This is a genomic window from Nitrospira sp. Nam74 (genome assembly GCF_965152615.1).
Window position 1 is genome coordinate 65753 of the sequence record NZ_OZ224220.1, and the last position, 25580, is coordinate 91332.

The following is a 25580-nucleotide window of genomic DNA, read 5'->3' on the forward strand; positions in this document are numbered from 1 at the left end:
CTCAATGCAAAATTGAAAATGCAAAATGACAAAATGTCAGAGCGTAAGAAGCTTATTCCTCCCTTGTTCATTTTGACTTTTGCCCTGTGCATTAGCCAAGAAATCCGGGGATACTTTCGCCGCGGACCAGATCGGCATAATCTTCCCGCGCTCGGATCACGTGCATTTCACCTTCCTTCACCAGGACCTCGGGGATGCGCGGGCGGGAATTGTAGTTCGATGACATGACGAACCCATAGGCGCCGGCGCTCATCACGGCCAAGAGATCGCCTGGCTGCGCTTCCGGCATGGCTCGATCCTTTGCGAGAAAGTCTCCGGACTCGCACACAGGGCCAACCACGTCTACAGTCTCCGTTTTGGCGGTGGGTGCTTCGCGGACCGGTTTAATTTCATGATAGGCGCCATAGAGACTCGGACGAATCAAGTCGTTCATGGCCGCGTCGACGATCACGAATTTTTTGGCTTCGCCGTCCTTGGTATACAACACTCGCGTCAGAAGTAAGCCGGCATTGCCGACGATCACTCGCCCCGGCTCCATAATCATCACACACTTCAGATCCCGGAGCAGTGGAGAGACCGCTTTGGCCAACTCGCGCGGGAGGGGCGGTGTCTCATCCGAGTAGGTGATTCCCAGCCCCCCACCGATGTTCAAATACCGGATGTTGGCTCCGCACGTCTTGAGGGTTTCGATGAGGCTCAAGACTTTTTTCAACGAATCGACGAAGGGCGTGACTTCCGTCAACTGCGATCCGATATGCGCGTGCACTCCGACCACGTCAATATGTTGTAACGACGAGGCGAGTTTAAACTCCTCGAGCGCTCGGTCAGCGCTGATGCCGAATTTGCTCTTTTTCAATCCGGTGGAAATGTACGGGTGCGTTTTGGGATCGATGTCCGGATTGATGCGCAAGGCCACACGCGCCTTGCGTTTTGCTTCGGCCGCTACGTCATCGATGGCCCGCAGTTCGGCCGACGACTCGACGTTGAACATAAGCACATCGGCATCCAACGCCTGCCGGATTTCCTGGCGGTTCTTCCCGACACCGGCGAAGACAATCTTATTCGAGGGAACCCCGGCTTTAAGGGCGCGATAGAGTTCTCCTCCGGAGACAATGTCCGCGCCTCCTCCTTCGCGCGCCATGAGGCGCAAAATCGCCAAGTTGGAATTGGCTTTCATGGCGAAGGCCACGATGTGCGGGACGCCTTGAAAGGCGCTATCGAACGCGCGGAAATGCCGAATCAGCGTACTATAACTGTAGACGTAGCATGGCGTGCCGAGTTCCTTGGCAACCCGTGACAAGGGCACCGCCTCGCAATAGAGCTCGCCCTGTTTATATTCGAAATCATGCATCTTGCCAATCCTCTTTCAACATGTCCAGGCCGCTCAGCGTGAAACCTTCCAGTGCAGATGCGAAGGCCGCGGTGAACTTTCTGTAGCGAATCTTTGCATGCGGCGCGATCGCGGTCAGCGCGTCATGGTTCAGCAAGGTCTCGAGGGCCTTGGGCGTCGCATGTTTGAGATGCTCAAAATTCACGATGATATCCATCTTCGCCTGCTCCGCCGCCTGCTTGATTCGTGTCAGTAATTCTTCGGCGTTCAGGTGGTCTAATGTCCCTTCCAGCTCGACGAACAGAGCCGCGAATTGATTGTGACGCTTTGTCTTGATATTCAGCCACAGCTCCTGCGCCGGCGCGGTTGTCTCCTCGAATTTCTGTTTCAAGGCGATCAGTGCGTTCGGGATGAGTTGCTCGGTGGCAAAACTCGGGAGCTTGGCCTGCAAGCCCTTGAGGACGTCGGCGACCGGAGACAAGCGTCCCTTCGGACACGATCGCTTGACCAGTTTGCGGAACTGCCGATTCATTTCCCATCGCGCCACCAGTCGCTGCTTCGTGCTCCTCAAGCGATGGAAGATGGACGGCAGCGAGTAAAACTGATGATTGGCCCAATAAAAGCCTTCCTGGAGCTGCTCCGGAGTCATGCGACTGGGATAGAAGACCACGTGCTTGCCGTCATATTTGGCCCAGTCGCGGTCGAAGATGCGTCCGGTGCTGTTGTAGCGCTCGAACAGGGCCGTCCCCGGAAGCGGCGTCAGAACATTAAAGTAGGCCAGCTCTACTTGGTTTTTTGTCAGGAAGTTCACGGCTCGCTCGAACACGGATTCGTCATCATTGTCGAAGCCGAACACGATTCCCGGATTGACCATGATGCCGTTGTCATGAAACATCTTGATCTCATCAGAGAACTTCTGAACGCGGTTGAACGGTTTGTTGGTTTCTTCCAGGCAATCTTCATCGAGCGATTCCATGCCGACGAACACGGACACGCATCCGCTCTCAGCCGCCAATTTGACCATCTCCTCGTCGTCACCGAGAAACAGGGTTGACTGGCATCCCCATTTGATGTTCAGCGGTTTGAGCGCCGCCCACAGTTCCTTACAGTAGGTGCGATTGCTGTTGTGAAGATCGTCGACGAAAGCGAAAATCGTTCCGTCCTCGATCCCAAGCCGGATGCGAAGTCCGGTGAGAAACGCCTGCCACAGCGTATCGTTGGACATGCGGTCAACCAGTTCGCTGCAAATCCACTGCTTGACGTGGGTCAGTTCCTTTACGACTTCGGGGACCGGCCGGCGGCGGGTCGTCTTTCCGTTGAACGGCGACACGCTGCAGAACTCGCAATCGAAGTGACAGCCGCGCGTGGTAAAGCTGCATTGCCGAGTCATGTAGGCATCCGGGCTCAGCAGATCGACCCGGGGGCTGATGTAATGGTCCAGCGCGGGGAACTGCTCCATTTTATACATACGCTTCATCGAGCCTGCCAAAAAGTCGGCGACCACTTGAGGCCACAGGTCTTCCGCTTCCCCGCACACAATAGCGTCGCTATACCTGAGTGCTTCGTCCGGGCAGTAGGTCGGATGAACGCCGCCGAGGACGACCGTCTTGCCTCTCTTCCGAAATTCGGCGGCAATTTCATAGGCGCGGGGCGCATAACACGTCATAATCGACAGGCCCACCAAATCACAGGGCTGATCGAAATCAATGTCCTGAACGGCCTCATCGAGCAGCACGACATGCCAATCGGCCGGAGTATAAGCTGCGATCACCGGCAAGCTGAGCTTCGGAAACCAGACGGCGCGGCGTTCACTGGCCGTCAGGTGATAGGGATTATTCCTGGGATAGGGATCGACGAGCAAGAGCGTATGTTTCTTTCCGGCTGTCGTGGTAACGTGCATCGTGTTCGTTCCTCCTCGTGCCCACTGCACGGCTTGTGCCGTGCGGACGTACGAATCGCGCTGTTATCTCGGTCTCACTAAGAAATCGCTGTCCGGTCGAGCGGCCGGCTGAACGATCTCACCCTGAAGCAACACATCTTCTGGACTCGGTGTTTGTTCCCCTGGACCCTGCGGCTTTTGTTCATCCCTGTCCCTATCTTGCCGCTTCTGAGCTTCTTGAATGCGCTGTTCGCGCGCTATTCTCTCTTTTTTATCAGCCTCTCGTTTGACATTCACCCCGATCGTATTCGGGGCAACCGGGGGCCCCATCACGCCGCACCCCGCCACCATAAGCGAGAGGACCATGAGGGTGATCCATTCCTTCACTTGCACGCCAGCGCTTTCTCCAAGACCTTCAGCCGTGCCTCGACCCGTTTGCGTGCAGTCCCCCCGATTTGAACCTTACGCTCAATGGCTCCTTCCAGGGTGATCGCATCAAGGACGTCTTTCTCAAATCGTTCGGAGTAGCCGCGTAGATCGGGCAGAGTCAACTCGCGCAGATCGCGTCGACCATCGAGGCAATCTCTCACGATGCGACCCGTGACTTCATGCGCCTCTCGGAACGGCAAGCCTTTCGCGACAAGATAATCGGCCAGTTCGGTGGCCAAAAGAAAGCCCGAGTCTGCAGCGCGAGCAATCGCCGCCCGATTGACCGTCAGTCCTTTCATCAGTTCAGCGCACAGCGTGACGGAGCCTCTGACCGTATCCAGCGCATCAAATAGCGCTTCTTTGTCTTCCTGGAGATCACGATTGTAACTGAGGGGCAGGCCTTTAAGAACGGTCAGCAACCCCATGAGATGGCCGTACACGCGGCCTGTCTTGCCGCGGATGATCTCCGGAACGTCCGGGTTCTTTTTCTGCGGCATCATGCTGCTGCCGGTGCAAAACGAATCCGGTAAGTCGATAAACTGGAATTCCTGCGAAGACCAGAGGACTAATTCTTCGCTCAATCTGGACAGGTGCATGGCGAGGATGGCGAGGGCACTGACGACCTCCAATACATAATCCCGGTCGGACACAGCATCCAGGCTGTTCTCGCTCACGGAAGAAAATCCAAGCAACTGCGCCGTGTATTCTCGATCGATGGGGTAATTCGTGCCTGCCAACGCTCCGGAGCCCAGCGGCATGACATTCACGCGTGTCAACGCATCACGGAGGCGGCTCTTATCGCGCTCCATCATGTCGACGTACGCCAACAGATGATGTGCGAACAGCACGGGTTGCGCCCGTTGAAGATGCGTATAACCGGGCATGACGACATCGGAATGCCGTCGCGCTTGAGCCACCAGAGCGGCTTGACACCGCTGAACCTCATCCGCCAATAAGGCGAGCGCCTCGCGAAGATAGAGGCGAAGATCGGTCGTCACCTGATCATTCCGGCTGCGGCCTGTGTGCAACTTGCCCCCAAGCGGGCCGATCAACTCGGTGAGTCGACGCTCGATGGCCATGTGAATATCTTCGTCCTGCGGCATGAAGGCAAAGCGGTCCGTATCGAGCTCGCGGCGGACTCGGTTGAGTCCTTCAATGATCGTGGCGGCTTCTCGCTTCGTCAGCACGGCCGCTCGATGCAACGTTTGCGCATGCGCGATACTGCCCTGGACGTCCTGGGCATACAGCCGCCGGTCGACGGCCAGCGAGGACGTAAATGCTTCCACCAGCCGATTCGTCCGTTCTCGAAATCGTCCGCCCCATAGTTTCCCATGCGGCGCCTGGCGGGACGTCTTTTTCTTCATCGAGCCTCGATGGTCAGCGGCATCGCCGGTTCCTGGTATCGACCGTTCATTTCCGTGTCCGGCGACGTTGCGTGCGGATCGCCAGACGCAAGGCGTTCAACCGAATGAACCCTTCCGCGTCCTTCTGTCGATACGATTCATCTTCTTCAAAGGTCGCCAAATCGAGCCGATACAGGGACCGATCCGACTTCCTCCCCACGACCGTACAGCTGCCCTTATACAGCTTCACCCGTACCGTGCCGGTCACATCTCGCTGGGCTTCATCCATGGTGGTCTGTAGCAGTTCCCGTTCGGGACTGTACCAATACCCATAATAAACGAGTTCGGCGTAGCGTGGTATCAGGCTATCGCGAAGATGCAGGACTTCGCGATCCATGGTTATCGATTCAAGCCCACGGTGGGCGGCATGCAGGATAGTCCCACCCGGCGTTTCATAGACTCCACGTGACTTCATGCCGACGTAGCGATTCTCAACCAAGTCCACTCGGCCGACGCCATGTGCGCCACCGAGCTTATTTAAGTGCGCTAACAAGGTGGCGGGGCTCATCCGTTTGCCATCCACTGCCACAGGATCGCCTTGAACGTACTCGATTTCTACTTCACGCGGCCTGTTCGGTGCTTTCTCCGGAGAGACCGTCATTTGGAAGATTTCATCAGGCGGGGCCTGCCATGGATCTTCCAGGATCCCTCCCTCATAGCTGATGTGGAACAGGTTGAGGTCCATGCTATAGGGCTTGGCCTTGGTTGCCGTGACCGGAATCCCGTGAGCCGCCGCATACTCGATGAGCTCGCGCCTGGAACGGAACGTCCACTCCCGCCACGGCGCAATGGTCCTGATCTTCGGATCCAGGGCCATATAGGTGAGTTCAAAGCGGACCTGATCGTTCCCTTTTCCTGTAGAACCATGCGAGACGGCATCCGCACCCTCCTTGCGGGCGAGTTCAATCTGCCGCCGTGCAATGAGGGGCCGCGCGATCGAGGTACCGAGCAAATAACTGCCTTCGTAGACCGCATTGCCTCGCAGCATAGGAAAGACATGCTCTTTGATAAAGACTTCCCGCAGATCCTCCACGTACACTTTCGAGGCGCCGACGGCGAGCCCCTTCGTTTTGATCGCTTTCAGATCTTCGCCTTGGCCCAAGTCGGCACAAAACGCGACGACTTCGCAGCCATAGGTTTCCTTGAGCCATTTGAGAATGACTGAAGTATCCAAACCGCCGGAATAGGCCAGCACCACCTTCTTCACGTCTTTTTTCATGCCCGTGTGTACCTTTTTCTTGTGTTCTGTTTGCCGGCAGACAACCATTCGACGAGAATGGCTTTCTGCATATGCAGACGGTTCTCTGCCTGATCCAGTACGACGGACTGCTCACCGTCGAGTACCCCCGCAGTGATTTCCTGGCCACGGTGGGCAGGCAAGCAATGCATCACGATCGCATCCGGGCGCGCGCCCTTCAACAATCGCTCATTCAATTGGTAAGGGGAGAGGATCTTTAACCGGCGCGACTGCTCGCGTTCACGGCCCATGCTGATCCAGACATCCGTGTAGACAACGTCCGCTTCTTTGACGGCCATATGTGGATTCTCCGTCAGCATGACCGACGCGCCGGTCTTCTCTCCTTCGACACGGGCCTGATCCACGATCCGCTGGTCGGGCTCATACCCGCTTGGGCAGGCCACGCTCACGATCATGCCGACTTTCACGGCCGCTTCGATCAGTGAATGTGATACGTTGTTGCCGTCTCCGACGTAGGCCAACTTCACGCCTTTGAGCGTCCCCTTCTTTTCTCGAATAGTCAGCAAATCGGATAGCGCCTGGCACGGATGGAAAAGATCGGTGAGTCCATTGATTACCGGAATCGTAGCCTGCTGGGCCCACTCTTCGACGATGGCATGATCGTACGTTCTCACGACCAGGCCGTCCAGGTATCGCGAGAGCACCCGTGCGGTGTCCGCAATCGTCTCCCCGCGACAGAGCTGAATGTCCGCGGTCGATAAGAATAACGATTGGCCGCCGAGTTGATTCATCCCGGCTTCAAAGGATACCCGTGTGCGGGTGGAAGGTTTCTCAAAGAGCAGGCCGAGTGTGGCGCCGACCAGTGGTTGATACACCACCCCGCATCGTCGTTTCGCCTTTACCTCGGCCGCAAGCCGGAGGAGTCGCGTGACCTGGGCGGGCGCAATGGCGCTGACCGTCAGAAGGTCCTTCCCAAATGAACGAGGGGCCTTGCCTCGCAAAGGCTGCACAGTCATGAGAGCCGTCCTTACACGCGTTTGCCGAGTACGTCCGCCAGTACGTCGACGAGGCGGTCTATCTCGCGCTGGGTGATGATCAGCGGTGGTACGAACCGCAAGACACGGTCCATCGTGCAGTTGATGAGGAGGCCGCGGTTGAGGCAGTCGGTGACCACGGGCTTGCCATCAATGGTAAGTTCTACGCCCTGCAAGAGCCCCAAGCCCCGCACGTCCTTCACGTTGGGAAGCCGGTCTTTCAGCTCAAGCAGGCTCTTTCCCATATACTGGCCGACCGTGCGACTCTGAGTGAGCAGCCGTCCTTCCAAGAGGACTCGCATGACGGCGAGCGCGGCGCTGCAGGCAAGAGGATTTCCCCCGAAGGTCGATGCATGGGTGCCCAGCCCAAACGCTGCCGCGACTTCGTCGGTCGCCAGGCAAGCACCGATCGGCAGGCCGCCGCCGAGCCCTTTCGCCAAGGTCATGATATCCGGCTGAATTCCATACTGCTCGTACGCGAAGAGCGTCCCTGTCCTTCCCATGCCGGTTTGCACTTCGTCCAGGATCAACAGAATGTCACGGTCGCGACAGAGATCGCGAAGGCCTTTCACAAATGCCTGATCGGCCACTTGCACGCCGCCTTCTCCCTGGATGAGTTCCAGCATAATGGCGGCAGTGGCCGGTGTGATGGCCTGTTCCACGGCGTTGAGGTCATTAAACGGAACGTAGGTGAAACCCGGCAGCAGCGGCTCGAACCCTTTCTGCACCTTCTCCTGCCCCGTGGCGGTCAATGTGGCCATCGTCCGGCCATGGAACGACTGCAACATGGTTATGATTTCGAAGCGGGAGGCTCCGTACTTGCCATGGGCGTACCGGCGGGCGAGCTTAATGGCGGCTTCATTCGCCTCCGCGCCGCTATTGCAAAAGAAGACTTTCCGGGCGAAGGAATGCTCCACCAAGGCCTCCGCCAATTTGACTTGTGGCTCGGTGTAATACAGATTTGACGCGTGCAACAGGTGCTGAGATTGCTTTTGAATGGCGGCAATGAGATCGGGATGGCCATGGCCGAGGACATTGACCGCTACGCCGGCGACGAAGTCCACATATTCCCGCCCTTCCAAGTCATACACACGGCTCCCGCGGCCGCGCACGATGGAGATCGGCTGGCGAGTATAGGTGTGCATCAGATAGCGATCGGCATCTTCCCGAAGTTCTTCCGTCGGCATGGTCCTCTTCCTTTAGAGATCGGTGGAAAATAGCATAAGCGTGCTCAGCCTCGCAATACAAAACGCTGGACAGAGGCGAGCTATCCGCTCATCAACGTTGGAGAAAATTCACATCCTGTGCTTGAGGCTTCCGCACAGACAGTGCTATAACCACCCCCTCTGCGACGCCCGTCATGCTAGACCCGATTATTGATGAATGCCGTCGCGAAGCGGCTGAGACGGAAGTCCTCTGCATTCGCCCACCGAAGACGCGCCATGAGGTGCCCTTTCCGGTTGGCGTCTTGCAGGGAGGGCGGCGGGGGCGAATTTACGGCTCGTCGAGGAGACCGGACGAGAACAGCCCCGACGGGCGAGACGATCGGCCGCTGCAGTAGATGTTCACAAAAAGTCCCGGCTAAGTAAGATTAATCAACCATGAAGTTCTGTCACAAATGTACACAGGCGAATCCGGATGAGGCGATTTTTTGCACGCAGTGCGGTACACCGCTTGAGACTGAGGCCGCCGAGCCTGTTCCGGAATTCGATGAGACTGGTTTGTGGCGATCCTTTATCGGACCTCAGAAGGCCCTTCTATTCTCTTTCACCAAGGGATGGTCATGGGGACGGCCTGACGACTATTATCTGCAACAGTTCAAGAAATTTTCTGCCGGAAATACGTCGCGATTCGCCCTAACGTGGCATTGGCCGGCCTTCCTCGTGGACCCATTTCTCTGGTTTCTTTACCGCAAGATGTACCTATACGCCCTCGTCTATGCCGTTGGTCCCGTACTCTCGGCCTATCTGACCGGCGATTTTACGGTCGGTTTTGTCTGGCGGGTGATGGCGGGCGTAAGTGGCAACTATATCTATTACTGGCATGTCCAGGAGCACGTGAACGAAATCCGCAAAAGCCGGCCTCTTGGCCCCGGCGCACTGGAAGAACAAATCCGCGACCGAGGCGGGGTTCAACCGTATGTCCTCTGGCTTGGTGTCGTTCTCTACATCATGCTCTTCTTCATCGTCGTCCAAGTCATTCGTGAAGGTCCACCCCCGACCGGGCCCCTTCAGCCGGGCAAGATGAAGCCGGTCGTCAGCCGTACGACGCTTTAGCAGACGCAACAACCCGTTGCTCAAAAAGATTGTCAGCAAGGCCGCAACGAGATTGGACGCCAAGCGTACGAGCCGGTACGTTGAGCGGGTCGATCGACCGAGAGCGCCGCTGACGAACTTTTTCAGCAGCCGGTCGAGGGGCGGGACATCTGCCATTGCCACCAGCCTCTGAACCAGTCGAAATCCTGATGGTAGGCAATCGCGGCGGATTCGGGATGTGCGGTGTGCTGCTCAAGTTGAGTATAGGTGCGGGGCCAGTTTTTTTGCCACCACGACTTGAGTTCATCCGGGGTGTGGGGCTGTCCGGTTTGTTGCACAATGCCGGCGGCTGTCGCGACCTCGGCGATCAAGGGCCAGTACCGGTCCTTGCCCAATCCCAGCGCTCTGAAATGCTCGCGTAACAAAAAGATGACCCAGAGCTCCGCGCTGTTTTTCTTATTGTGCTTAAACGGCTGTGTTTGCCGGAGCGGAATGGGATCGAAGTGTTTAATGACGGACGTGTAGTCAGGTCCGCCGTAACTGCCGGCGACTTCGGCGATCCCATCCAACATATGCGCCAGTTCTACTTCGACGACCGGCTTGCTTGGCGGCGTCGCGGATGTCGGTTCTTGCGCGAGGGGATTGCTGGCGGTCAGCAGTTCGATCAGTGGTTTGAGCTCGCGAAGCCGAACGACGGCTGCCCGTAAGATCTGCTCGGACTCCAACCAATAGTCAGGGTCGTTCTTTGTTAAACGTTCTCGGCCAGCGGGGGGCAGCACGGCCGGGATCCAATAGCGGAGCACGACAAAGAGAATGTAGTGGACGTTCCCTCCCGATCGCCCGACGCGCGCCAGGGCCGCATCGTGCCCAAGGGCGTTCTTAAAAAATACCTGGATTCGTTCCCCGACCCCGAGGCGTTGGGCCAAACTGACCCACCATTGTTCGACCTCCTGCCATGGGAATTCTGTAGGATCTTGGTCCGACATCGCCGCTCCATCCGCTCCTGGATCATTCACAATGCCGTCGAGATGCGAGACCGAATGCACACGTCCACCGCGCGCTTGGCAAGACAACGCGCCAGTGTCCGTGGGATACGCTTCCCATCGGTCTTTATAATAATCCGGGCTAGCATCGTATCGCCGGACTTGACCTATTGCAATATGCCTGGAACATCTGGTCGCCTCAGTCTCCACAAATATGAAATTTTTGGAGATGACAATTCAAATTGGCTTGACGTACTCTTCTGCAAGCGAAAGGTCGCGACGGCAAAGGAACTCGATGAGTGGAGGTATGTCATGGGCCGGATCGTGCTTCTGCGACATGGCGAATCGCAATGGAATCTGGAAAATCGGTTTACGGGATGGGTTGACGTGCCGCTTTCACCCAAGGGGGAAGAGGAGGCTCGGGCGGCAGGGGCAAAACTTAAAGGCTACCGCTTTGACCGGGCCTTTACATCCGTGCTCATCCGGGCAAACGAAACACTACGACTCGTCTTGGAGGAAATCGGGCAGACGAATATTCCCATCGAGAAAGATCAAGCGCTCAACGAGCGCATGTACGGTGACCTCCAAGGTCTCAATAAAGCAGAGACGGCGAAACAATATGGCGAGCAACAGGTCAAGATTTGGCGACGGAGCTATGAGGTGCGTCCACCGAATGGAGAAAGCCTAAAAGACACCGCGGACCGCGTGCTCCCGTATTACGAGCGGCGTATTAAGCCGCATGTCGTGGCCGGGGAGACCATTATTATCGCCGCCCATGGGAACAGCTTGCGAGCCTTAGTCATGCATTTGGACCAGCTCTCTAAAGAGCAAGTCTTGGAGCTGAATATTCCGACCGGCGCGCCGCTGGTCTATGACATTGGAGAAGGTGGCAAGGTCCTCGACCATCGATACCTCTGACTCCTGTTACGAATCGGTCAGTTCAAGACCCGCGACGAGTTCGCCGAACCCATCGATGGGAATCACATCGATAAACAGCGCCAGGAGTTTCTGACGGTCCCCCGCTCCAATTATGCCGGAAAATTCTAAGGACGCTGCTGATTCGCCGAAGACTGCGATCGGTGATCCTCCCTCTCGCACGATCTGATCGTAACCCGCGCGCCGGCTCTGCGCCTCTTCAAGAGCGGCGGCATGGTCACGCCCCTCCATATCGAAGTCCTTCCAGCCATGCTGGATACGCTGCGCCACTTCGCGTGAGACGCGTTCGGCTTCGCCGGCCCGCAGATTGGCTTGTAAGGCAGTCTGGATCCAATAGAGGTTCAGCGATAAGACCTCTTCAGTAATTTGTCGGGCTTGCTCGGGTGTGACCTCAAGGCCGTACTCACCCAACAGGTCGAGTGACATGGCGCGCGGCATCGCGGCGTACAAGGATTCAGCTGCTGCACGAAACGTGGTGGCCATTGAACTCTCAGAATCGTTACGTTGAAAGAATAGCCGATCGTTGAGGCAGGAACAATGGCCGCGAATATTTCGGACTGTCACCTTGTTGGGTAGAGTCCGCTATGGTACAGTGCGCCGCCAATTGAGCCCTAAGGAGGAGACGCGATGAACGTTAGGAGGCGAGCGACCCGACTCACGGCAGTCCTCATCATCGCATTCGTCTGTTCTGTCCCGTCAATCGTATCTGCCCAAGAGCCGCAAAATCGGTGGGGCTTTGGAACTGATCTTGGATTCACGAGCGGGACGGTCAACGGTACGGTGTTCACGCTAGGCTTTAACGCCGATTATTACGTGGACCGAGCGTTTTCGGTTGGCCCCATGCTGCTCTTGTCGCCGCTCGGTGATCTGACCCAGATTGCGGCCGCCGGGGTCGCACGGTATCACTTGAGAACCGCATCACTCAACGTGGTGCCGTTTGCGGGGATCGGGCTAATCCATGCCGCTCTCGACCGCGGCAGCGGTCCGGGACGGATCGACCGCAACGATACGAGCTGGTATCTGCCCATCGGAATTTCTGCCGAGTATCCCGTGAATCCCAAATTGGCCTTCGCATCGACGCTCATTGTCAACCTTCACGATATCAATCTTCAGCCGTCGGTCGAGCAAGACCATACGAGCGTCAGTCTGCTGTTCGGCCTCCGTTTTGGACCGTAGCACGGCTCTTCACGAGTCCTTCAGAACCCTCGTTATCTCCGTCCGACTTCCACTGACAGCCGCTCCACACTTTCATGGACACGGCATTATCTCTTTGCCTGGCTGAATTACCCAGGGAAAAGTCCTACGGTGACGTGTGCCCTATTGGAGCTTTATTGTGCGACCTTTCGTGGCTCTCGCTGTGCTTGCCGCTTGTGTGCGGTTATGGTTGACCCTCAATATCGGACCAACAGGCTTATCTGTGTCAGAAGCCCGCACACAGGATCTTCCCGGCCACGCCAAAGGAGCCGAAGAGCCTTGGCTTAATACTGTTGAAGACATCATGACTGGTCCAGTTGGATCGTTTCATGCTCCGGACCGGCAATTTTTCGATCGCATCGTGGCTGAAGCCAGACGGCAGGATTACGAGGCGGCGGCCGCCGGATTTAAATTATTCTTGGAATTGCATCCGACTTCATCTCTTTCGGCGCAAGCCGACTATTGGCTAAGCGAGTGCGAATATCAATTGGGGCACTATGAGGAGGCGATTCAAGCCCTCGACCGCGCGCTTTCTCACGCTCCAATCGATCCACAGCTGACGGCCGCCTCTTTTTTACGGAAGGGCAGCAGTTACGCCAAGCTCGGCCAAGTGCAGCGCGCCCGACATCTCTTGGAGCTTCTTGTCGTGCAGTTCCCGAGCACAGAGGAAGCTGCGGAGGCGCGTCATACACTTTTGGCGCCATAATCACCTCCTATTAAAAGCAATCACACCTAAGCATGGCAGGGCAATTGACGGGTCCATTTGCTCAGCAGATACTTCCCATTTTTCAATCGTTCACTATCGCCTTCAAAGGAGGGTGCTATGAAGAATGCGGCCGTGTTCATTCTTTTGTGTCTGCCCTTGATAGCTGGGTGCGTGAGCAAGTCCGCTCATCTGGATACCGTGGCCCAACTGGAGGAAGCCCGCAAAGCCGGCCTGAAAAACTCCGAAGCGTTTGAAACACTCAAGCGGCAATCGGCGGCTGATGCGGACTCCCAAAAGCAGCACTTCACACAACAGGTCACCGGCCTCGATCAGGACAGGATGCGCCTTGCCGACGAGTTGAACAAGGCACAACAGGCACTGGCTCGTGAGAAGCAAGACCGGGAACTGGCGCAACGGAATCTCGACAGTGAGCGGGAACGCCAAGGGAACATGGCAAAGCAACTGGAGCAGGCACAGGATGAACATCAGCAATTGGAGCGCACGAATGTCCAATTGGATCAAGAGCGCAATCGCTCGAAAACTGCCACTGATGCCTTGCAAGGGCAAGTCGACGATCTGCGGCAGCAGGTCGTCGTTGCGAAATCCGATTTGGCCGATGCCGATAGCCGCCATGCGGCCCTTCACAAAGAGAAAGAGCAACTGGCGAGCGATATGGCGGCGGCTCGCGATGAAGCAAAGGCCTTATCCGGCAAGGTGAGCGCGGAGCAACAGACTTCCAGTGGCCTGCGCGAGCAGGCACAACAATTGACCAGCGCCGCTGATGCATTGCAAGGGCAAGTCGACGATTTGCGGCAGCAGGTCGTCGTTGCGAAGTCCGATTTGGCCGATGCCGATAGCCGCCATGCGGCCCTTCAGAAAGAGAAAGAGCAACTGGCGAGGGATATGGCGGCGGCTCGCGATGAAGCAAAGGCCTTATCCGGCAAGGTGAGCGCGGAGCAACAGACTTCCAGTAGCCTGCGCGAGCAGGCACAACAATTGACCAGCGCCGCGGTGGCCGCTCAAGAAGAGCGAGCCCGCCTTCAGCAGCGTCTCGACAAACTGGAGAGGCAGGTCTCCGATTCCGAAGCGGAGCTGGCCCGTGTCCGGCAGCATGACGGCGAAGTTCAATCTCAGTTGACCAAACAACTGTCCGACCGGGATCAGGACATCGAACGGCTGAAGCAAGTGGCCGCTGATCGCGATATCCTCAACCAACAGGTCGCCGACCTCTCTAAGGATATCGAACATCATCGGCAACGCGTCGCCACGGTTAGCGGCAATCTTGAAACGCTGGAATCGGAAGCACAGCGTCTAAGGCAGGAACGCGATCGCCTAGCATCCGAACTTCAGCAACATCAAGATTTGCTGAAGGCCGCGGAGCCGAAACTCGCCAGTCTGAACTCGACGGTGTCCGAACGCGATCAAGAAGTAGATCGGCTTCGTCGGGATCAGGAACGGCTTCAATCCTTGCTCTCACAGGAAGAGGAGCGATTACAGCAGGAGGCCCGTGATAAGCAGCGGCTTGAAGAGGAACGGGCCTCGAAGGAAGCCGAGATCCAGCGACTGACGAAAACGTATGAGGACCTGACGAAATCTTTGAAGGACGATATTGAGAAGGGCAACATCACCATTAAACAAGTGCGCGATCAGCTCATGATCAATCTGGTGGACCGTGTCCTGTTCGATTCGGGCAAGGCCGAAATCAAGCCCGCTGGGCTAGAAGTGTTGAAACAGGTCGCCGACGTGCTGAAGGATGTCCAGGATAAACAGATTCGCATCGAAGGTCACACCGATAATGTGCCGATCGGCCCCAAAATTAAAGATCGCTTTCCGACGAATTGGGAATTGTCCACGGCGCGGGCCACGAGTGTGATCCGGTATCTCATTGAAGATGGCGGTGTAAACCGGACCTCCATTTCCGCGGGAGGCTATGCCGATACGCGGCCGACGGCTGCCAATGAGACCGATGAAGGCCGCGCCTCAAACCGGCGGATCGAAATCGTGCTCTATCCCAAGGATCTCGGTGCGATCGTGAGCCAGATGAGTCAATGAGAATCGGGTAGAGCGTGTGATCGCCCGTTCACAGGTCCAGACAGTTGTATCTCCGCGGAGGGAGGCGAATCACTCCGCGGGGCCAATCTTGCTCAGCGGTCACGGCCCTGTTAGACTTGATGTGTCTCGCTTTTGTCGGCAGCTAAAGGAGGATAGCCATGGGAGAAGTTAGTGCGGAACCCGAAGTTGCGGCGAGGGCTGTTGAAGATCTCACCAAAATAGACGTTGATCCTGCCAAGGGCGAGCGACTCTACAAAGCGGCGCTCATTCAATCGAACAAAGGGTCAGTGTACCGCCAACTGGCCAAGACCTTGAGCACGGGGAAGTTGGATCTCGTTCGCTACGGGTGTACGCTCGACGACGAGGGAAATCCTACTACCAAGTGGAGCATTCAGCGCATTTTGGAGCAGAAGCCTGAGCGGTTTGATAGGGAAATCGAGAGCATTAAGAAAGCCATTCAGGACGGCGGCGAAGAAGTGCAGGGTGTGTGGGTGCATGATTTGACGGGCATCACCGATGTTGCCGCCCAAGGAACTAGCCTAGCGGCATGGGCGAAAAAGATGGCGAGTGATCTTCGAAAACAAGCTTCCTGAGACGCTCAAAACCGAATCGATTGAACACCACTGTTCAGGTTCACTCGAGTTCCTTCGGCAGGCGCCTTCTTCTCATCAATCGAGAAGCTCAATCGTCCGTGTGCTTGCCGGAGCGCTGCTTCAACCTCGGCTGGCGTGGATGATCTGGCGATCATAAACCCTAAGTAGCGAGTCCCCTCCGGAAGCGGAATCAGTTCCTGACCCATCTCGGCCGTAATCGTTACGTCCTCGATCCCGGGAACTGCGCGCGCGCCCTCCTGTCCACCGATATCGCGCAGCACACCGCCTCGCGGGATCGGCAGCATCATGACGCCCGCCGCACCGCCTTCGCGATTCAGTGGCGGGAGATCCATCCGGAGCGCATGGCGTAGGATTAACTCCTCTAAGCTGCAGTCCGCCGCGAACCGGAGTGTACTGGAGCATCGACCGCCGATGGAGCGGGCGGCTACTTCGATGATCCAAGGTTTGTCATCGTTGATGCGTAATTCGCTATGAATGGGGCCCTCTCGGAGTCCCAGTGCGCCAGCGGCTTGTTCTGCACAGGCGGCGATCCTGATCTGAACGGCGTGTGAGAGACGAGACGGGGTCACGTAAATCGTTTCTTCAAAAAAGGGTCCGTCGAGCGGATCCGGCTTATCGAAGAGAGCGAGCACGTGAAGCGATCCAGCCGTCAGAAGTCCCTCTAAGGCGACTTCCTGGCCCGGTACAAAATCCTCCACTAGAAGTTGGCGTCCCGCTTCACTGGCTTTGGGCAATCCCAGTCGGTGAAGGAGCGACGTCACACGCTGGAATGCCACGGCAAACTCGCTAGGATTGTTCGCCCGGATCACGCCGCAGCTTGCGGAGAGCACCAGTGGTTTCAGTACGCAGGGGTAGGAGACCTGTTCAGCACGCACCACTGGATCATCGAAGATGGAAAATAGGACGAAACCCGGGACCGGCACGCCGCTCCCGTGTAGGAGCTCTCGCATGCGGAATTTGTTGCGAGCGGCGGACACCGAATCAAGGGAGTTGTGTGGAAGATTCAATGCTGCCGCGACTTGTGCCGCGAGTACGGCAGTCATGTCATCCACGCCCAGGACGGCATGGATAGGATGCGTATGAGTGTACTCGACCACCGCGTCCGCCGAACGCTCGGGCTCACTAAAATTCAATGAGAGCCAATCAAATTCGGGACGATCGATGAGGACAGCCGTTCTCTCCAGGCCCAATGTGATCTCGAGGCACAGCTTGCGGGCGGCTGCAAGAAACGCCTCGGCTCGGTAGGTTGTCGAGGGCAGTAGGAGAAGGATTCTCGGCATGGACGTTAGTAACCATTAGAGAAACTAAACAGGCGCCGTGCTTGGATAACGAGCTCCTTCCCAGTGGAGTACGTCGAGGAGTTTTTCGATCCGAGAACCCGGTACTAGGACTTTTCAGCCGTCTTACGAGCGCTCCGCCCGGGCCTTGTGAAACTCGTTCAGCTGCCGGTTCGCCTCAACAATAATTGCGAGCTTATTCACGACCTCAGGAATGTTGGTGCCGGGAATCGCATAGTAGCCCTCGTCATCTCCGAGGCCGGTATAGACGCGATTACCAATGCACCCGAAACTGGCGGCCGCCAGCCCGGATTGCAGTGACTCCGGAAGGATCGCGCAGGTCGGCCGTCCCATCGTCGCGCCGCCGCCAGCCACCCCGGCCGCTTGTACCGCTTCGGCCACCAGCATGAGTTGCTTGGCTGTTCCCCGGATCAGTATGACATCGGGTTCAAAGGGCGTATCGGCCAACGGAGCATAGAGAGCGACTCGAAACCGCTTTTGCCTGCGCGGGATCGTTGGAATCTCTTCCATTTTGATGTACTGCATTTGGACCATCGTCTGCACAAGGCCCTTCAGCTCCTGGGCGACATCGGCAGGAAGATCAATCCCGTGTGTATGGGCGCCCACCGGGCACGTATAGTGATCCGAGTCTTCTGTGTAAAACACGCGCCCTTCTGCGGCGAGACGCCAATACCCACAGCCGGCAGGGGCCGGAGACTCGATGCGTGGCATGTTCCCCGGCGCGGAGTCGCGAAAAGCAATGGCGACGGGCGGCAATCGCAACCCCAAGAGTCTCTGCAATCTTGTGCCTGATGTCGTGACGCTCATCTTTTTCTTTCTCCATAGAACCTAGGCCTCTGACCATGCATCCGAGGGAACTGCGGACAGGATCCACTTCATTGTGAATGATTCGGCTGGAGCGCCACGAATTGCTCTTTCGTCGGCTCCGCACAACAAAACCAAGGCTCGCTCATGCGAGGCGGCCGGCTCTGTTGAGCGCGCCTGGACCGATGCACGGCCGGCACCGTTCGCCGTGCCTTTCTATATGTCATGGCTCGCAGACGATAGAACGTATCGAAAGGATCCTCCTCTGCTTTAGTCGCGTCTTCGACTGCAAAGCTGATGTCCTGGTGCAATTGGTCCATGCGGGGATCAGGGTGCTTCCAATGATATTGGAAACCGGCTTGGTCCAACGGACCAAGGAACCTCTCAATAGACCCATACTGTGCGGGCTGATTGAGCAAGGCTGAGCCAGGCGGAATTAGGAGCCGAATGGCATACTGCACGGGGTCGATGGCATCGATCAAATCATTGGCCTCCACAATCGCGAACATGGTGAGATAATCATCGAGCGTTGTCCATGGGGTAAAGGCGACCAGTGATGGGCGAAGGGTCACCCCCAAGCCTCGCAGCATTTCAACCACGGTCATGACATCGGCCGCAGTATGCCCCTTTTTGAGATACGCAAGCACGGTGTCGCTAAACGACTCTACGGCGGAGATGACAAAGAGACAGCCGAATGCCGCAAGTTCAGGAACAATCGTCCGACGCTTCAGCAGATGCTCGATCTTGGTCGTGAAATCAAACGTCAGCAGGGGAAACTCCGTATGCATCGCGCGTACGATGCTCAATGAATGGCCGGGTCCATTCAAGAAGTCCGGGTCACCAAACGTGATATGGGTGGCGCCGGCTTCGACCTGTTGTCGGATGTCCCCAAGCACCACCTCTTCAGGGACCAAGAAGAAGCGGCCTTCGTACACCGGTACGATAGGACAATGTAAACAGGTATGGAGACAGCCTCGGCTGGCTTCTACATAGCCCGCGACATGCTGAGTGCCGAGGTAGTCAAGATGGGCATACCGCGTGAGTGGGGGCAGATTTGTACGACTGGGCGTCGGTGCGTGCCCCGGAAATCGTTTTAGTAATGGACTCACGATGTGGCCACGCAGGCTCACGCCTTCGATAGCGGGCAATTCGTGTTCGTCTCGGTGCTCTGTCTCGTGTTGAGAAGAGCCGGCCAGAGACTTTTGATCGAGAGCGTTGACCAGGTTCACGAGAGGCGTTTCATACTCGCCTCCAATGACTGAATCCGCGACCTGCCCCAACAAGTACTTCGCATTGATGGAGGCGTAGAGACCGAACACACAGATATGGCACTGAGGATTCAGGGTGCGGATCAATTCGGCCACGCGGACGCCCAGGCGCAAGGCCGTATGCATGGGGACGGAAATACCGATGAACCGAGCCTGCTTGACTCGCTCCCCATCGAAGTCTTCCACGGAAATGTCCAAGGCCGCGGGCGCATAGCCGGCCTGTTCCAAAAAACCGATCGGTTGGGCAGCGCCGATGGGCTGATGTCCGAGTTCGTAGCAGGAGATCAACAGAATGGCCCCGGGCCGACGGAGGGATACGGGGCTGTCGATCTGCCCTTGTTTCTGTAATCTGACGAGAACCACCTGAACCCTCGCTCCGCAGTGCTGATGGACCGTCAAGCTAGTTCATTTCGATCCTAGAGGGAAGGGTACGCAATCCGCCGTGCGAAAGCAATCAGTTGCCTTTTCTATCCCTCAGCGGAAGCGTGTGCGGAAGCAGCATTAGTATGCGGAAAGGCACGTACTTGCCACTGCAGCCTTATCTCAGCGACGATGCGGACGCGCCCGTGAAGGTGGAGCTAGGCGCCGCACAATCGCGCTCTCGTTTTCATCAATCGGCCCGGCGCTGATATCGTTCAGCGAAATGGGGAAAGCCCTCTCAGGACGACCGGGCTATGCCGGTTTAAGCAGTCTGGCCTTGAGCGACGTGAGGTGAAGAGAAAGAGCAGCTGGGGAGAACAACCCTGTCAGTGCTTAGCTCTTCAAGCAGGCACGCCTAAGGACCAAGCAGAAATGAGCGTGGATATGCTGCCGCCCTGTGTCGAGGTTAGGAGGACCCGCGCACTTTGAACGCCTTGAGGCAAGAGCACGTTAGAGAGATTCAAACAGTTCGATGATCTGGGTTATCGGAGTCGCATTGTCGATCGACGCAACAAGGCGACCCTCATTGTTCTGCTCACGAAGCTCAATCGCGCGATTGTGATGCTCATACCGGAGGGCATATCGAACGCCTGAAAAAGATACCCACAACATGTTGGCTGTGCTACCACCGTATGTTCTAGCTTCGATCGGATAGGAGGGGTCCTTAAAAAGCACCACGGCGCCCGCGACAGCCAGAATCGCTCCCCTCACGTCTCCAGCATGGTGACTCGCGCGGTCCAATACTCCGCGAAGATATTCCTGGAGAGCATCTACTTCAACCATAGTGCGTGTCATCTCAGTCACCTCCGTTGAGAAAGATCCAGACAAATAGTCCTGACTTTGTTATGTATCGGAACAGGTATAACGGTCTACTGCGTTGGTCATGCGGCTCGTGTAGGCCGGAATGGGTCTTTGAACCGTTCAGAAACTCGGGGTGGAAGCGGTCGCCATGGCTACGCGCAGGGGCACCCGTATGTCGAGAGCCTACGGCCAGGGGACGAGGCGCCAGCACGACCGCACCGCAACACAGAAATAGGACAATCAGCTGAGAGGGGAATGGCCCAACCGAGACGCAACGCTTCAACATCTCCTCCGAGGTATACCTTGAAAAAAGGACTGCTGATTCCCTTATCGGGAAGCGTTTCCGGGGATACAGTACGGTATACGAACAAATAATGCAGGGACACGGGCAGATAGGTTTTATGACGCTTAGAAGGCTGGAGCTTACGCTTTCGCGGACTCCTCGATCTTCACTTTGTCTGATCGGCAATATGGTTGGCCAACTGCTCCAATCTTAGTCCTTCCGAGCTATCGGCTTGTACAACGGAGAGTTTGCACCCGCCTTCAAGGGTAAAAAGTGTCGAACGGGAGAAAGTCGCCGTAAGCTTCTGGGCATCTTCTATTGAGTGGAGTTCCACCACGCCCACATCCCCCTGAACTGTTTGGATCAACGTGAAGGAGTGTGGGTGGAAGTCATCAAGAAGTGATCGGAGTTTTGTTTCGGTGATATAGAAAGGGATGCCAGTAATGTAAAGCTTGGCTCCCATGACGCAGCTCCTTTGTGAGGCGGCTCTCCTCTCCCTCTTATAAGCTCGGCGTATGCTCTACACTACGCTTGCACCTGTAGGCCGTCAAGTTAGGATAGGTTAGTACGTGATATTAGGAACGCTAAATTGTCCGTCAGGTTATTGATGCTTCTTCGCTTTCCCTTCGACGACATGCCGTTCATGCGTTCACGACTTGCGGCATCCGCTCGCGTCATTGCTCGTTGAAGAGCTGGAAAGCGTAGCGTAGGTGAGGAGAAAATTCGACATTCCTCTATAGAGATTATGGTGGACCTATTTGCGTGCCGGATAGAGTGTCCCTTTCTAAAGTGGATGAGTGAAGGGTGCCCCCTGTCATTTTTGACAGTTCCCCAAGGCCCCGCGGTTACCTACACTACCACGCGGTAATGGCTATAAGAGATGCCTCACGAATGGTGGGACGCCCATCGGCAGTGTGAAACTCATTGGAGAGGTGCCCAAGCCAATGAGGCACAAACTAGGAACGTTTCTGGATTCGGTTTATTGGCACGGCTTCAAGCGGAGCGGGATCGCGGCTGCTGGAGTCGTTCAGCGTCTCTCCAATCATGGCTCATTTACCAAACCAGTTGGCGTGTGGGCGCAACGTGTTCATGAAAAGAGCGATCTCATGACGCGACAAATCTGCAACCGGTCCCTGGAGGCGTCTGGTCGCTGGATTGGTAGGGACAATAATCGTCTTGAACGGCGGGCTGTCCAGCGCCGCCTTGGCTCGCCAAATTGAGACCAGTGTGGATGAAGCGCTGGTCCGTTTCGAAAAAGAAGTACAAGGCGGCAAGAGTTTCATAAATCCCAACAAAGGCATGGTCGTATTTCCGTCAGTGCTCAAGGCAGGACTTGGAATCGGGGACAGCATGGAGAAGGGGTACTCCGGGCTTCAGGCAAGACCGTGGATTATTATAGTACCGCGGCCGGTTCGTTTGGATTACAAGCTGGGGAGCAGGTCAAGAGCATCATCGTTGCGTTTTTTGGAGGCCGATGCACTGAAACGGTTTCAGGAAAGCGAAGGACGGAAGTGGGTGTGGATGAGTCGGTCGGGTGACGATGCATGACGGCTAAAGATGGAATCAACCGGGAGGTTTCCCTATGAGAATCGGAATAACCTTTCGCGCGCTCTCCATGATCCTGTTAGGACTGACTATGACGGCATGCGGGACCACCGAGAGCATCAGCGATAGCACGCAAAACACCACCGAGAGCACATCGGGCAATACGATGTTCCCGCGGAACGGAACCCTGAGACAGGATCAGAAGATCCATGCCTTCGCCAGTATGAATTTTGACAACCTGAAGCAGGACATGGCGCGGGGCCAGGGAGAATATCTCGCGTCTCTCGGTGCCCTTTTAGGCATTCCAGAAGAGCGTCAAGCGGCGTTCTATGCGTGGACCAGGGACCACTATCCGGTGCTGATCCGGTCGGACGGGACGACTCCTGGCGAAATGATAGCCGCGCTTTCTCTCTCCCCCGATTAAAACTTCTTGGCAAGACGTCGGTCTGAGACCCCTCGGAATCGTTCCGAGGGGTTGTGGCTCCCTAAACCAGTGTCCTGAGCGCAACACAAGGCGGGACAACACACTAAAGACCGCATGAATGACTTCTGCAAGCGAATCCACAAACGGGGCGGTGCAGGCAGCGGGGTTGGAAGGAGTGACGTGGCACAACTTGCGTCATACTTTTGCCAGTCGCCTGGCGATGTTCGTCGCCACAAGCTACGACATTGCAGCCTATCTGCGGCACAGCAATACGTCACTGGAACGTTGGTGCGCCCGGCAGGAATTGAACCTGCGACCTGCGGGTTCGAAGCCCGACGCTCTATCCAACTGAGCTACGGGCGCACAACTATTACAAACCACTTCCGTGGAAACATTGTCAAGATATGATATTCGGTTAGATTGCGGAACAAAAAAAGGCCGCTGAACTCAGCGGCCTTCATGCGTTCGTGTGTGTCATCAGCCTACCAGCGGTCGCCGCCTCCGCCCCCGGCTCCTCCGCCTCCGCCCCCGTATGCGCGCTTCTCCTGAGGTCGAGCTTCGTTGACGACGAGCGTCCGTCCACCCAATTCGGAGCCATGCAGTGCGGCGATGGCTTTCTGTGCTTCCTCCCCCGTCGACATTTCCACGAAGCCGAATCCTCGCGATTGTCCGGTGTACCGATCGGTAATCACTTTTGCGGACTGCACGGAACCATATTGTGAAAACAGCTCGCTGAGTTGCTGCTCGGTAGTGGAATAGGGAAGGCTGCCCACATATAATTTAGTGCTCACGACGACCTCCTCACGGCTGTTGATATTGTCTTGAGACGGGAGGATGGAAAGACGAAGAAGAGAACGGCAGGGATGCTGGACACCAGCCCATCAAACCACTTACGCTTTCCGAAACACTTCCTCTTCACAAGCCAACATCGGTTCAGGGCCACCTGACCGCGCGCTTCATCACTCGGCCCCGCAGCGATGAATTGCAAGTCAAGAATAGCACGGGAAATCAGGCAGATCAACTTCCTGTGGGGCTTACATCGCCGCAAGTATGGTGTTGGCTACTTGAGTCACTGACTGGTTATCTGTAGCAATCACATAGTCTGCCGCAGCACGGTACTTGGGGCGCCGTTCCTCTAAGACTTCGGCGATTTCCTCGATAAACGATTTGGATCCCGTCAGAGAGGGCCGCTGGGTATCCCCGCCAATACGGGCCTCGATGGTCGGGATCTCGGCCGTCAACCAGAAAAGGCGACCGTTGGCTTTCAAGGCCTGGACATTCTCCGGTCTGAGGATCGCTCCTCCGCCGGTATCAATGATGAGGGAGTCCTTTCCCCCGACGTCTCGGCATACCTCGCTCTCCAAACCTCGAAAATACTCCCACCCGAATGCTTTCACGATCTCTGGAATAGATTGTTTGGCCCGGGTGACAATTTCCGTGTCCGTCGAGACCCGTTCCCAACGGAGCCGGCTGGCGAGTATGGTCGCCACGCTGCTCTTTCCGGTGCCGCGATACCCGATCAGGACAATGTTCATGCGAACCGAGATTCTAAAACGGTTCGCATGACGTCTGCCGGGGCGGGCTGCTGCGTCCACAACTCGAATTGCGCGACCGCTTGATTGAGGAACATTTCCAGTCCACGGATGGTTCGGCAGCCGGCCGCTTTCGCATCGCACAGCAGACGGGTCTCCAGAGGATTGTAGACGATATCCATGACGGTGAGAGAGGGGTGAAGGAGCCCAGCCGGGATGCAAGTGCGGTCGATGTTCGGAGACATGCCTACAGGCGTGCAATGAAGGAGCACGTGCGACCCCTTGATGGCCTCGCTCAACGTCGCTTCATTCAATTGCGCGTCTTCTAGGGTGATGGCGGTTTTTGTGCGAAGATCATCGACGAGATGGCGCCGTTCGGCATCTTCAATTCCAAGGATGGTGAGCCGATCGATGCCGGTCTGACCTGCGAGGGCAAATGCAATCGCCCTCCCTGCCCCACCCGAGCCGACCATGAGGACGCGTTGTCCTTTCAGCGTAACGCCGGCGTCCGTCAACGCCCGCAACGCACCAGATGCATCGGTATTGTATCCGAGCAGCTTTCCCTGTTCCACGACGATGGTATTCACTGAGCCGATGTGTTGGGCAGTCGTCTCCACTTCATCAAGATAGGGCATCACCGCCATCTTGTGCGGAATCGTCACGCTGAAGCCGCGGACGTTGCCGAGTGCGCGAATGCCGCGAATGGCACTTTCTACATCGGCCACCGGGAAGGCGAGGTACACATAGTTGAGACCAAGTTTCTGGAACGCCGCGTTATGGATGACCGGTGAGAGGGAATGCTCAACTGGGTTCCCAATGACTCCACATAATTTCGTTTGCGCGTTGATGTCGATCATTTGTTCGGGAGTGCCGTTATTTTTTGCGCAACGTACTGCGTACCATTAACCAGATAGGTGACGATGACATGGTCGCCCTTCTTCACGTCAGCTAAACTTTTGATCCCGCTTCCCCTGAACTGCGTCTTGTCGTTCATAACAAAGGTAAAACGGGTTCCTCCCTCGTTTTTTTTGACGATCAGCTTTCCGGACCCCGGGTCTGCCACGAGCACAGTTCCCTGGAAGTCCGTACCTTCCTGTGCGTGGACCACCGCTGCGCCGGCACATGAAATAACCAACAGTACACCAACCAACAGGACGGACAAACGACGTTCAACTCTGTCGAACATGACAGC

At 56.5% G+C, this 25580-nt stretch carries 27 protein-coding genes and 1 tRNA gene; 9 read left to right on the forward strand and 19 right to left on the reverse strand.

Features of this window, described 5'->3' with window-relative positions:
* Positions 1–91 precede the first annotated feature (91 nt).
* The 7 genes from lysA to ACWHYZ_RS00355 all read right to left on the reverse strand — a co-directional run bounded on the left by lysA (position 92) and on the right by ACWHYZ_RS00355 (position 8460).
* Positions 92–1351: a diaminopimelate decarboxylase gene (gene lysA / locus ACWHYZ_RS00325; protein WP_447985315.1), complete on the reverse strand. Its 1260-nt coding sequence runs from the start codon at positions 1349–1351 to the stop codon at positions 92–94.
* The gene (locus ACWHYZ_RS00330) at positions 1344–3230 is read right to left on the reverse strand and encodes a B12-binding domain-containing radical SAM protein (protein WP_447985316.1); all 1887 of its coding nucleotides are present in this window, start codon (positions 3228–3230) and stop codon (positions 1344–1346) included. The genes lysA and ACWHYZ_RS00330 overlap by 8 nt, the downstream gene beginning before the upstream one ends.
* Positions 3231–3293: 63 nt before the next feature.
* Positions 3294–3602 (reverse strand): hypothetical protein, encoded by a 309-nt coding sequence (locus tag ACWHYZ_RS00335; protein ID WP_447985317.1) that lies wholly within the window; start codon positions 3600–3602, stop codon positions 3294–3296.
* Positions 3593–5002, reverse strand: a complete 1410-nt coding sequence (gene argH, locus ACWHYZ_RS00340; RefSeq protein WP_447985318.1) for an argininosuccinate lyase — start codon at positions 5000–5002, stop codon at positions 3593–3595. Before argH ends, ACWHYZ_RS00335 begins: the two co-directional genes overlap by 10 nt.
* A gap of 46 nt (positions 5003–5048) precedes the next feature.
* Entirely contained in the window at positions 5049–6260 is a 1212-nt protein-coding gene (locus tag ACWHYZ_RS00345; protein WP_447985319.1) for an argininosuccinate synthase, read from the reverse strand.
* Positions 6257–7255 (reverse strand): ornithine carbamoyltransferase, encoded by a 999-nt coding sequence (gene argF, locus ACWHYZ_RS00350; protein WP_447985320.1) that lies wholly within the window; start codon positions 7253–7255, stop codon positions 6257–6259. The genes ACWHYZ_RS00345 and argF overlap by 4 nt, the downstream gene beginning before the upstream one ends.
* An 11-nt stretch (positions 7256–7266) precedes the next feature.
* A complete protein-coding gene (locus ACWHYZ_RS00355) occupies positions 7267–8460 on the reverse strand; it encodes an acetylornithine transaminase (RefSeq protein ID WP_447985321.1) in 1194 nt (397 codons plus the stop codon).
* A 173-nt stretch (positions 8461–8633) separates the two neighbouring features.
* Between ACWHYZ_RS00355 and ACWHYZ_RS00360 the strand changes: the two genes are divergently transcribed.
* Both ACWHYZ_RS00360 and ACWHYZ_RS00365 read left to right on the forward strand, forming a co-directional pair.
* Positions 8634–8834: a hypothetical protein gene (locus tag ACWHYZ_RS00360; protein ID WP_447985322.1), complete on the forward strand. Its 201-nt coding sequence runs from the start codon at positions 8634–8636 to the stop codon at positions 8832–8834.
* A 40-nt stretch (positions 8835–8874) separates the two neighbouring features.
* Positions 8875–9549, forward strand: a complete 675-nt coding sequence (locus ACWHYZ_RS00365) for a zinc-ribbon domain-containing protein (protein ID WP_447985323.1) — start codon at positions 8875–8877, stop codon at positions 9547–9549.
* Between the two features lie 122 nt (positions 9550–9671).
* On the opposite strand, the gene ACWHYZ_RS00370 is transcribed toward ACWHYZ_RS00365, so the two are convergent.
* Positions 9672–10574 carry a hypothetical protein gene (locus ACWHYZ_RS00370; protein ID WP_447985324.1) on the reverse strand — a complete coding sequence of 301 codons (903 nt, stop codon included), beginning with the start codon at positions 10572–10574 and terminating at the stop codon, positions 9672–9674.
* Positions 10575–10823: 249 nt separating this feature from the next.
* On the opposite strand from ACWHYZ_RS00370, the gene ACWHYZ_RS00375 reads away from it, so the two are divergent.
* Entirely contained in the window at positions 10824–11429 is a 606-nt protein-coding gene (locus ACWHYZ_RS00375) for a 2,3-bisphosphoglycerate-dependent phosphoglycerate mutase (RefSeq protein WP_447985325.1), read from the forward strand.
* Between the two features lie 6 nt (positions 11430–11435).
* Here ACWHYZ_RS00375 and ACWHYZ_RS00380 read toward each other — a convergent pair whose 3' ends face one another.
* Positions 11436–11930, reverse strand: coding sequence for a hypothetical protein (locus tag ACWHYZ_RS00380; protein WP_447985326.1), 495 nt, complete (start codon positions 11928–11930; stop codon positions 11436–11438).
* Between the two features lie 144 nt (positions 11931–12074).
* Here ACWHYZ_RS00380 and ACWHYZ_RS00385 point away from each other — a divergent pair, with 144 nt between their 5' ends.
* The 4 genes from ACWHYZ_RS00385 (at position 12075) to ACWHYZ_RS00400 (ending at position 15992) form a co-directional block, all read left to right on the forward strand.
* The gene (locus tag ACWHYZ_RS00385; protein WP_447985327.1) at positions 12075–12623 is read left to right on the forward strand and encodes an outer membrane beta-barrel protein; all 549 of its coding nucleotides are present in this window, start codon (positions 12075–12077) and stop codon (positions 12621–12623) included.
* Positions 12624–12780: 157 nt separating this feature from the next.
* The gene (locus tag ACWHYZ_RS00390) at positions 12781–13347 is read left to right on the forward strand and encodes a tetratricopeptide repeat protein (protein ID WP_447985328.1); all 567 of its coding nucleotides are present in this window, start codon (positions 12781–12783) and stop codon (positions 13345–13347) included.
* 117 nt (positions 13348–13464) lie between these two features.
* On the forward strand, positions 13465–15399 hold the full coding sequence (locus tag ACWHYZ_RS00395; RefSeq protein ID WP_447985329.1) for an OmpA family protein: 1935 nt from the start codon (positions 13465–13467) through the stop codon (positions 15397–15399).
* 158 nt (positions 15400–15557) lie between these two features.
* Entirely contained in the window at positions 15558–15992 is a 435-nt protein-coding gene (locus tag ACWHYZ_RS00400) for a hypothetical protein (RefSeq protein ID WP_447985330.1), read from the forward strand.
* 5 nt (positions 15993–15997) lie between these two features.
* On the opposite strand, the gene ACWHYZ_RS00405 is transcribed toward ACWHYZ_RS00400, so the two are convergent.
* The 5 genes from ACWHYZ_RS00405 to ACWHYZ_RS00425 all read right to left on the reverse strand — a co-directional run bounded on the left by ACWHYZ_RS00405 (position 15998) and on the right by ACWHYZ_RS00425 (position 21350).
* Entirely contained in the window at positions 15998–17293 is a 1296-nt protein-coding gene (locus ACWHYZ_RS00405; RefSeq protein WP_447985331.1) for an ATP-grasp domain-containing protein, read from the reverse strand.
* Positions 17294–17416: 123 nt separating this feature from the next.
* The gene (locus ACWHYZ_RS00410; protein WP_447985332.1) at positions 17417–18118 is read right to left on the reverse strand and encodes a DUF169 domain-containing protein; all 702 of its coding nucleotides are present in this window, start codon (positions 18116–18118) and stop codon (positions 17417–17419) included.
* Between the two features lie 68 nt (positions 18119–18186).
* On the reverse strand, positions 18187–19746 hold the full coding sequence (locus ACWHYZ_RS00415; RefSeq protein WP_447985333.1) for a CUAEP/CCAEP-tail radical SAM (seleno)protein: 1560 nt from the start codon (positions 19744–19746) through the stop codon (positions 18187–18189).
* Between the two features lie 507 nt (positions 19747–20253).
* A complete protein-coding gene (locus ACWHYZ_RS00420; RefSeq protein ID WP_447985334.1) occupies positions 20254–20598 on the reverse strand; it encodes a hypothetical protein in 345 nt (114 codons plus the stop codon).
* Between the two features lie 455 nt (positions 20599–21053).
* Positions 21054–21350 carry an RNA recognition motif domain-containing protein gene (locus ACWHYZ_RS00425; RefSeq protein WP_447985335.1) on the reverse strand — a complete coding sequence of 99 codons (297 nt, stop codon included), beginning with the start codon at positions 21348–21350 and terminating at the stop codon, positions 21054–21056.
* 692 nt (positions 21351–22042) lie between these two features.
* On the opposite strand from ACWHYZ_RS00425, the gene ACWHYZ_RS00430 reads away from it, so the two are divergent.
* The gene (locus ACWHYZ_RS00430; protein ID WP_447985336.1) at positions 22043–22435 is read left to right on the forward strand and encodes a hypothetical protein; all 393 of its coding nucleotides are present in this window, start codon (positions 22043–22045) and stop codon (positions 22433–22435) included.
* A 34-nt stretch (positions 22436–22469) separates the two neighbouring features.
* Positions 22470–22856 carry a DUF3015 family protein gene (locus ACWHYZ_RS00435; RefSeq protein ID WP_447985337.1) on the forward strand — a complete coding sequence of 129 codons (387 nt, stop codon included), beginning with the start codon at positions 22470–22472 and terminating at the stop codon, positions 22854–22856.
* A 286-nt stretch (positions 22857–23142) separates the two neighbouring features.
* Here ACWHYZ_RS00435 and ACWHYZ_RS00440 read toward each other — a convergent pair.
* The 5 genes from ACWHYZ_RS00440 to ACWHYZ_RS00460 form a co-directional block, all read right to left on the reverse strand.
* Positions 23143–23219: transfer RNA gene (locus tag ACWHYZ_RS00440), tRNA-Arg, on the reverse strand.
* A 119-nt stretch (positions 23220–23338) separates the two neighbouring features.
* Positions 23339–23647, reverse strand: coding sequence for an RNA recognition motif domain-containing protein (locus ACWHYZ_RS00445; RefSeq protein WP_447985338.1), 309 nt, complete (start codon positions 23645–23647; stop codon positions 23339–23341).
* Positions 23648–23890: 243 nt separating this feature from the next.
* Complete coding sequence (locus ACWHYZ_RS00450) at positions 23891–24391, reverse strand: shikimate kinase (RefSeq protein WP_447985339.1); 501 nt, start codon at positions 24389–24391, stop codon at positions 23891–23893.
* Complete coding sequence (locus ACWHYZ_RS00455; RefSeq protein ID WP_447985340.1) at positions 24388–25245, reverse strand: shikimate dehydrogenase; 858 nt, start codon at positions 25243–25245, stop codon at positions 24388–24390. Before ACWHYZ_RS00455 ends, ACWHYZ_RS00450 begins: the two co-directional genes overlap by 4 nt.
* A complete protein-coding gene (locus tag ACWHYZ_RS00460) occupies positions 25242–25574 on the reverse strand; it encodes a hypothetical protein (protein ID WP_447985341.1) in 333 nt (110 codons plus the stop codon). Before ACWHYZ_RS00460 ends, ACWHYZ_RS00455 begins: the two co-directional genes overlap by 4 nt.
* Between the last annotated feature and the right edge of the window lie 6 nt (positions 25575–25580).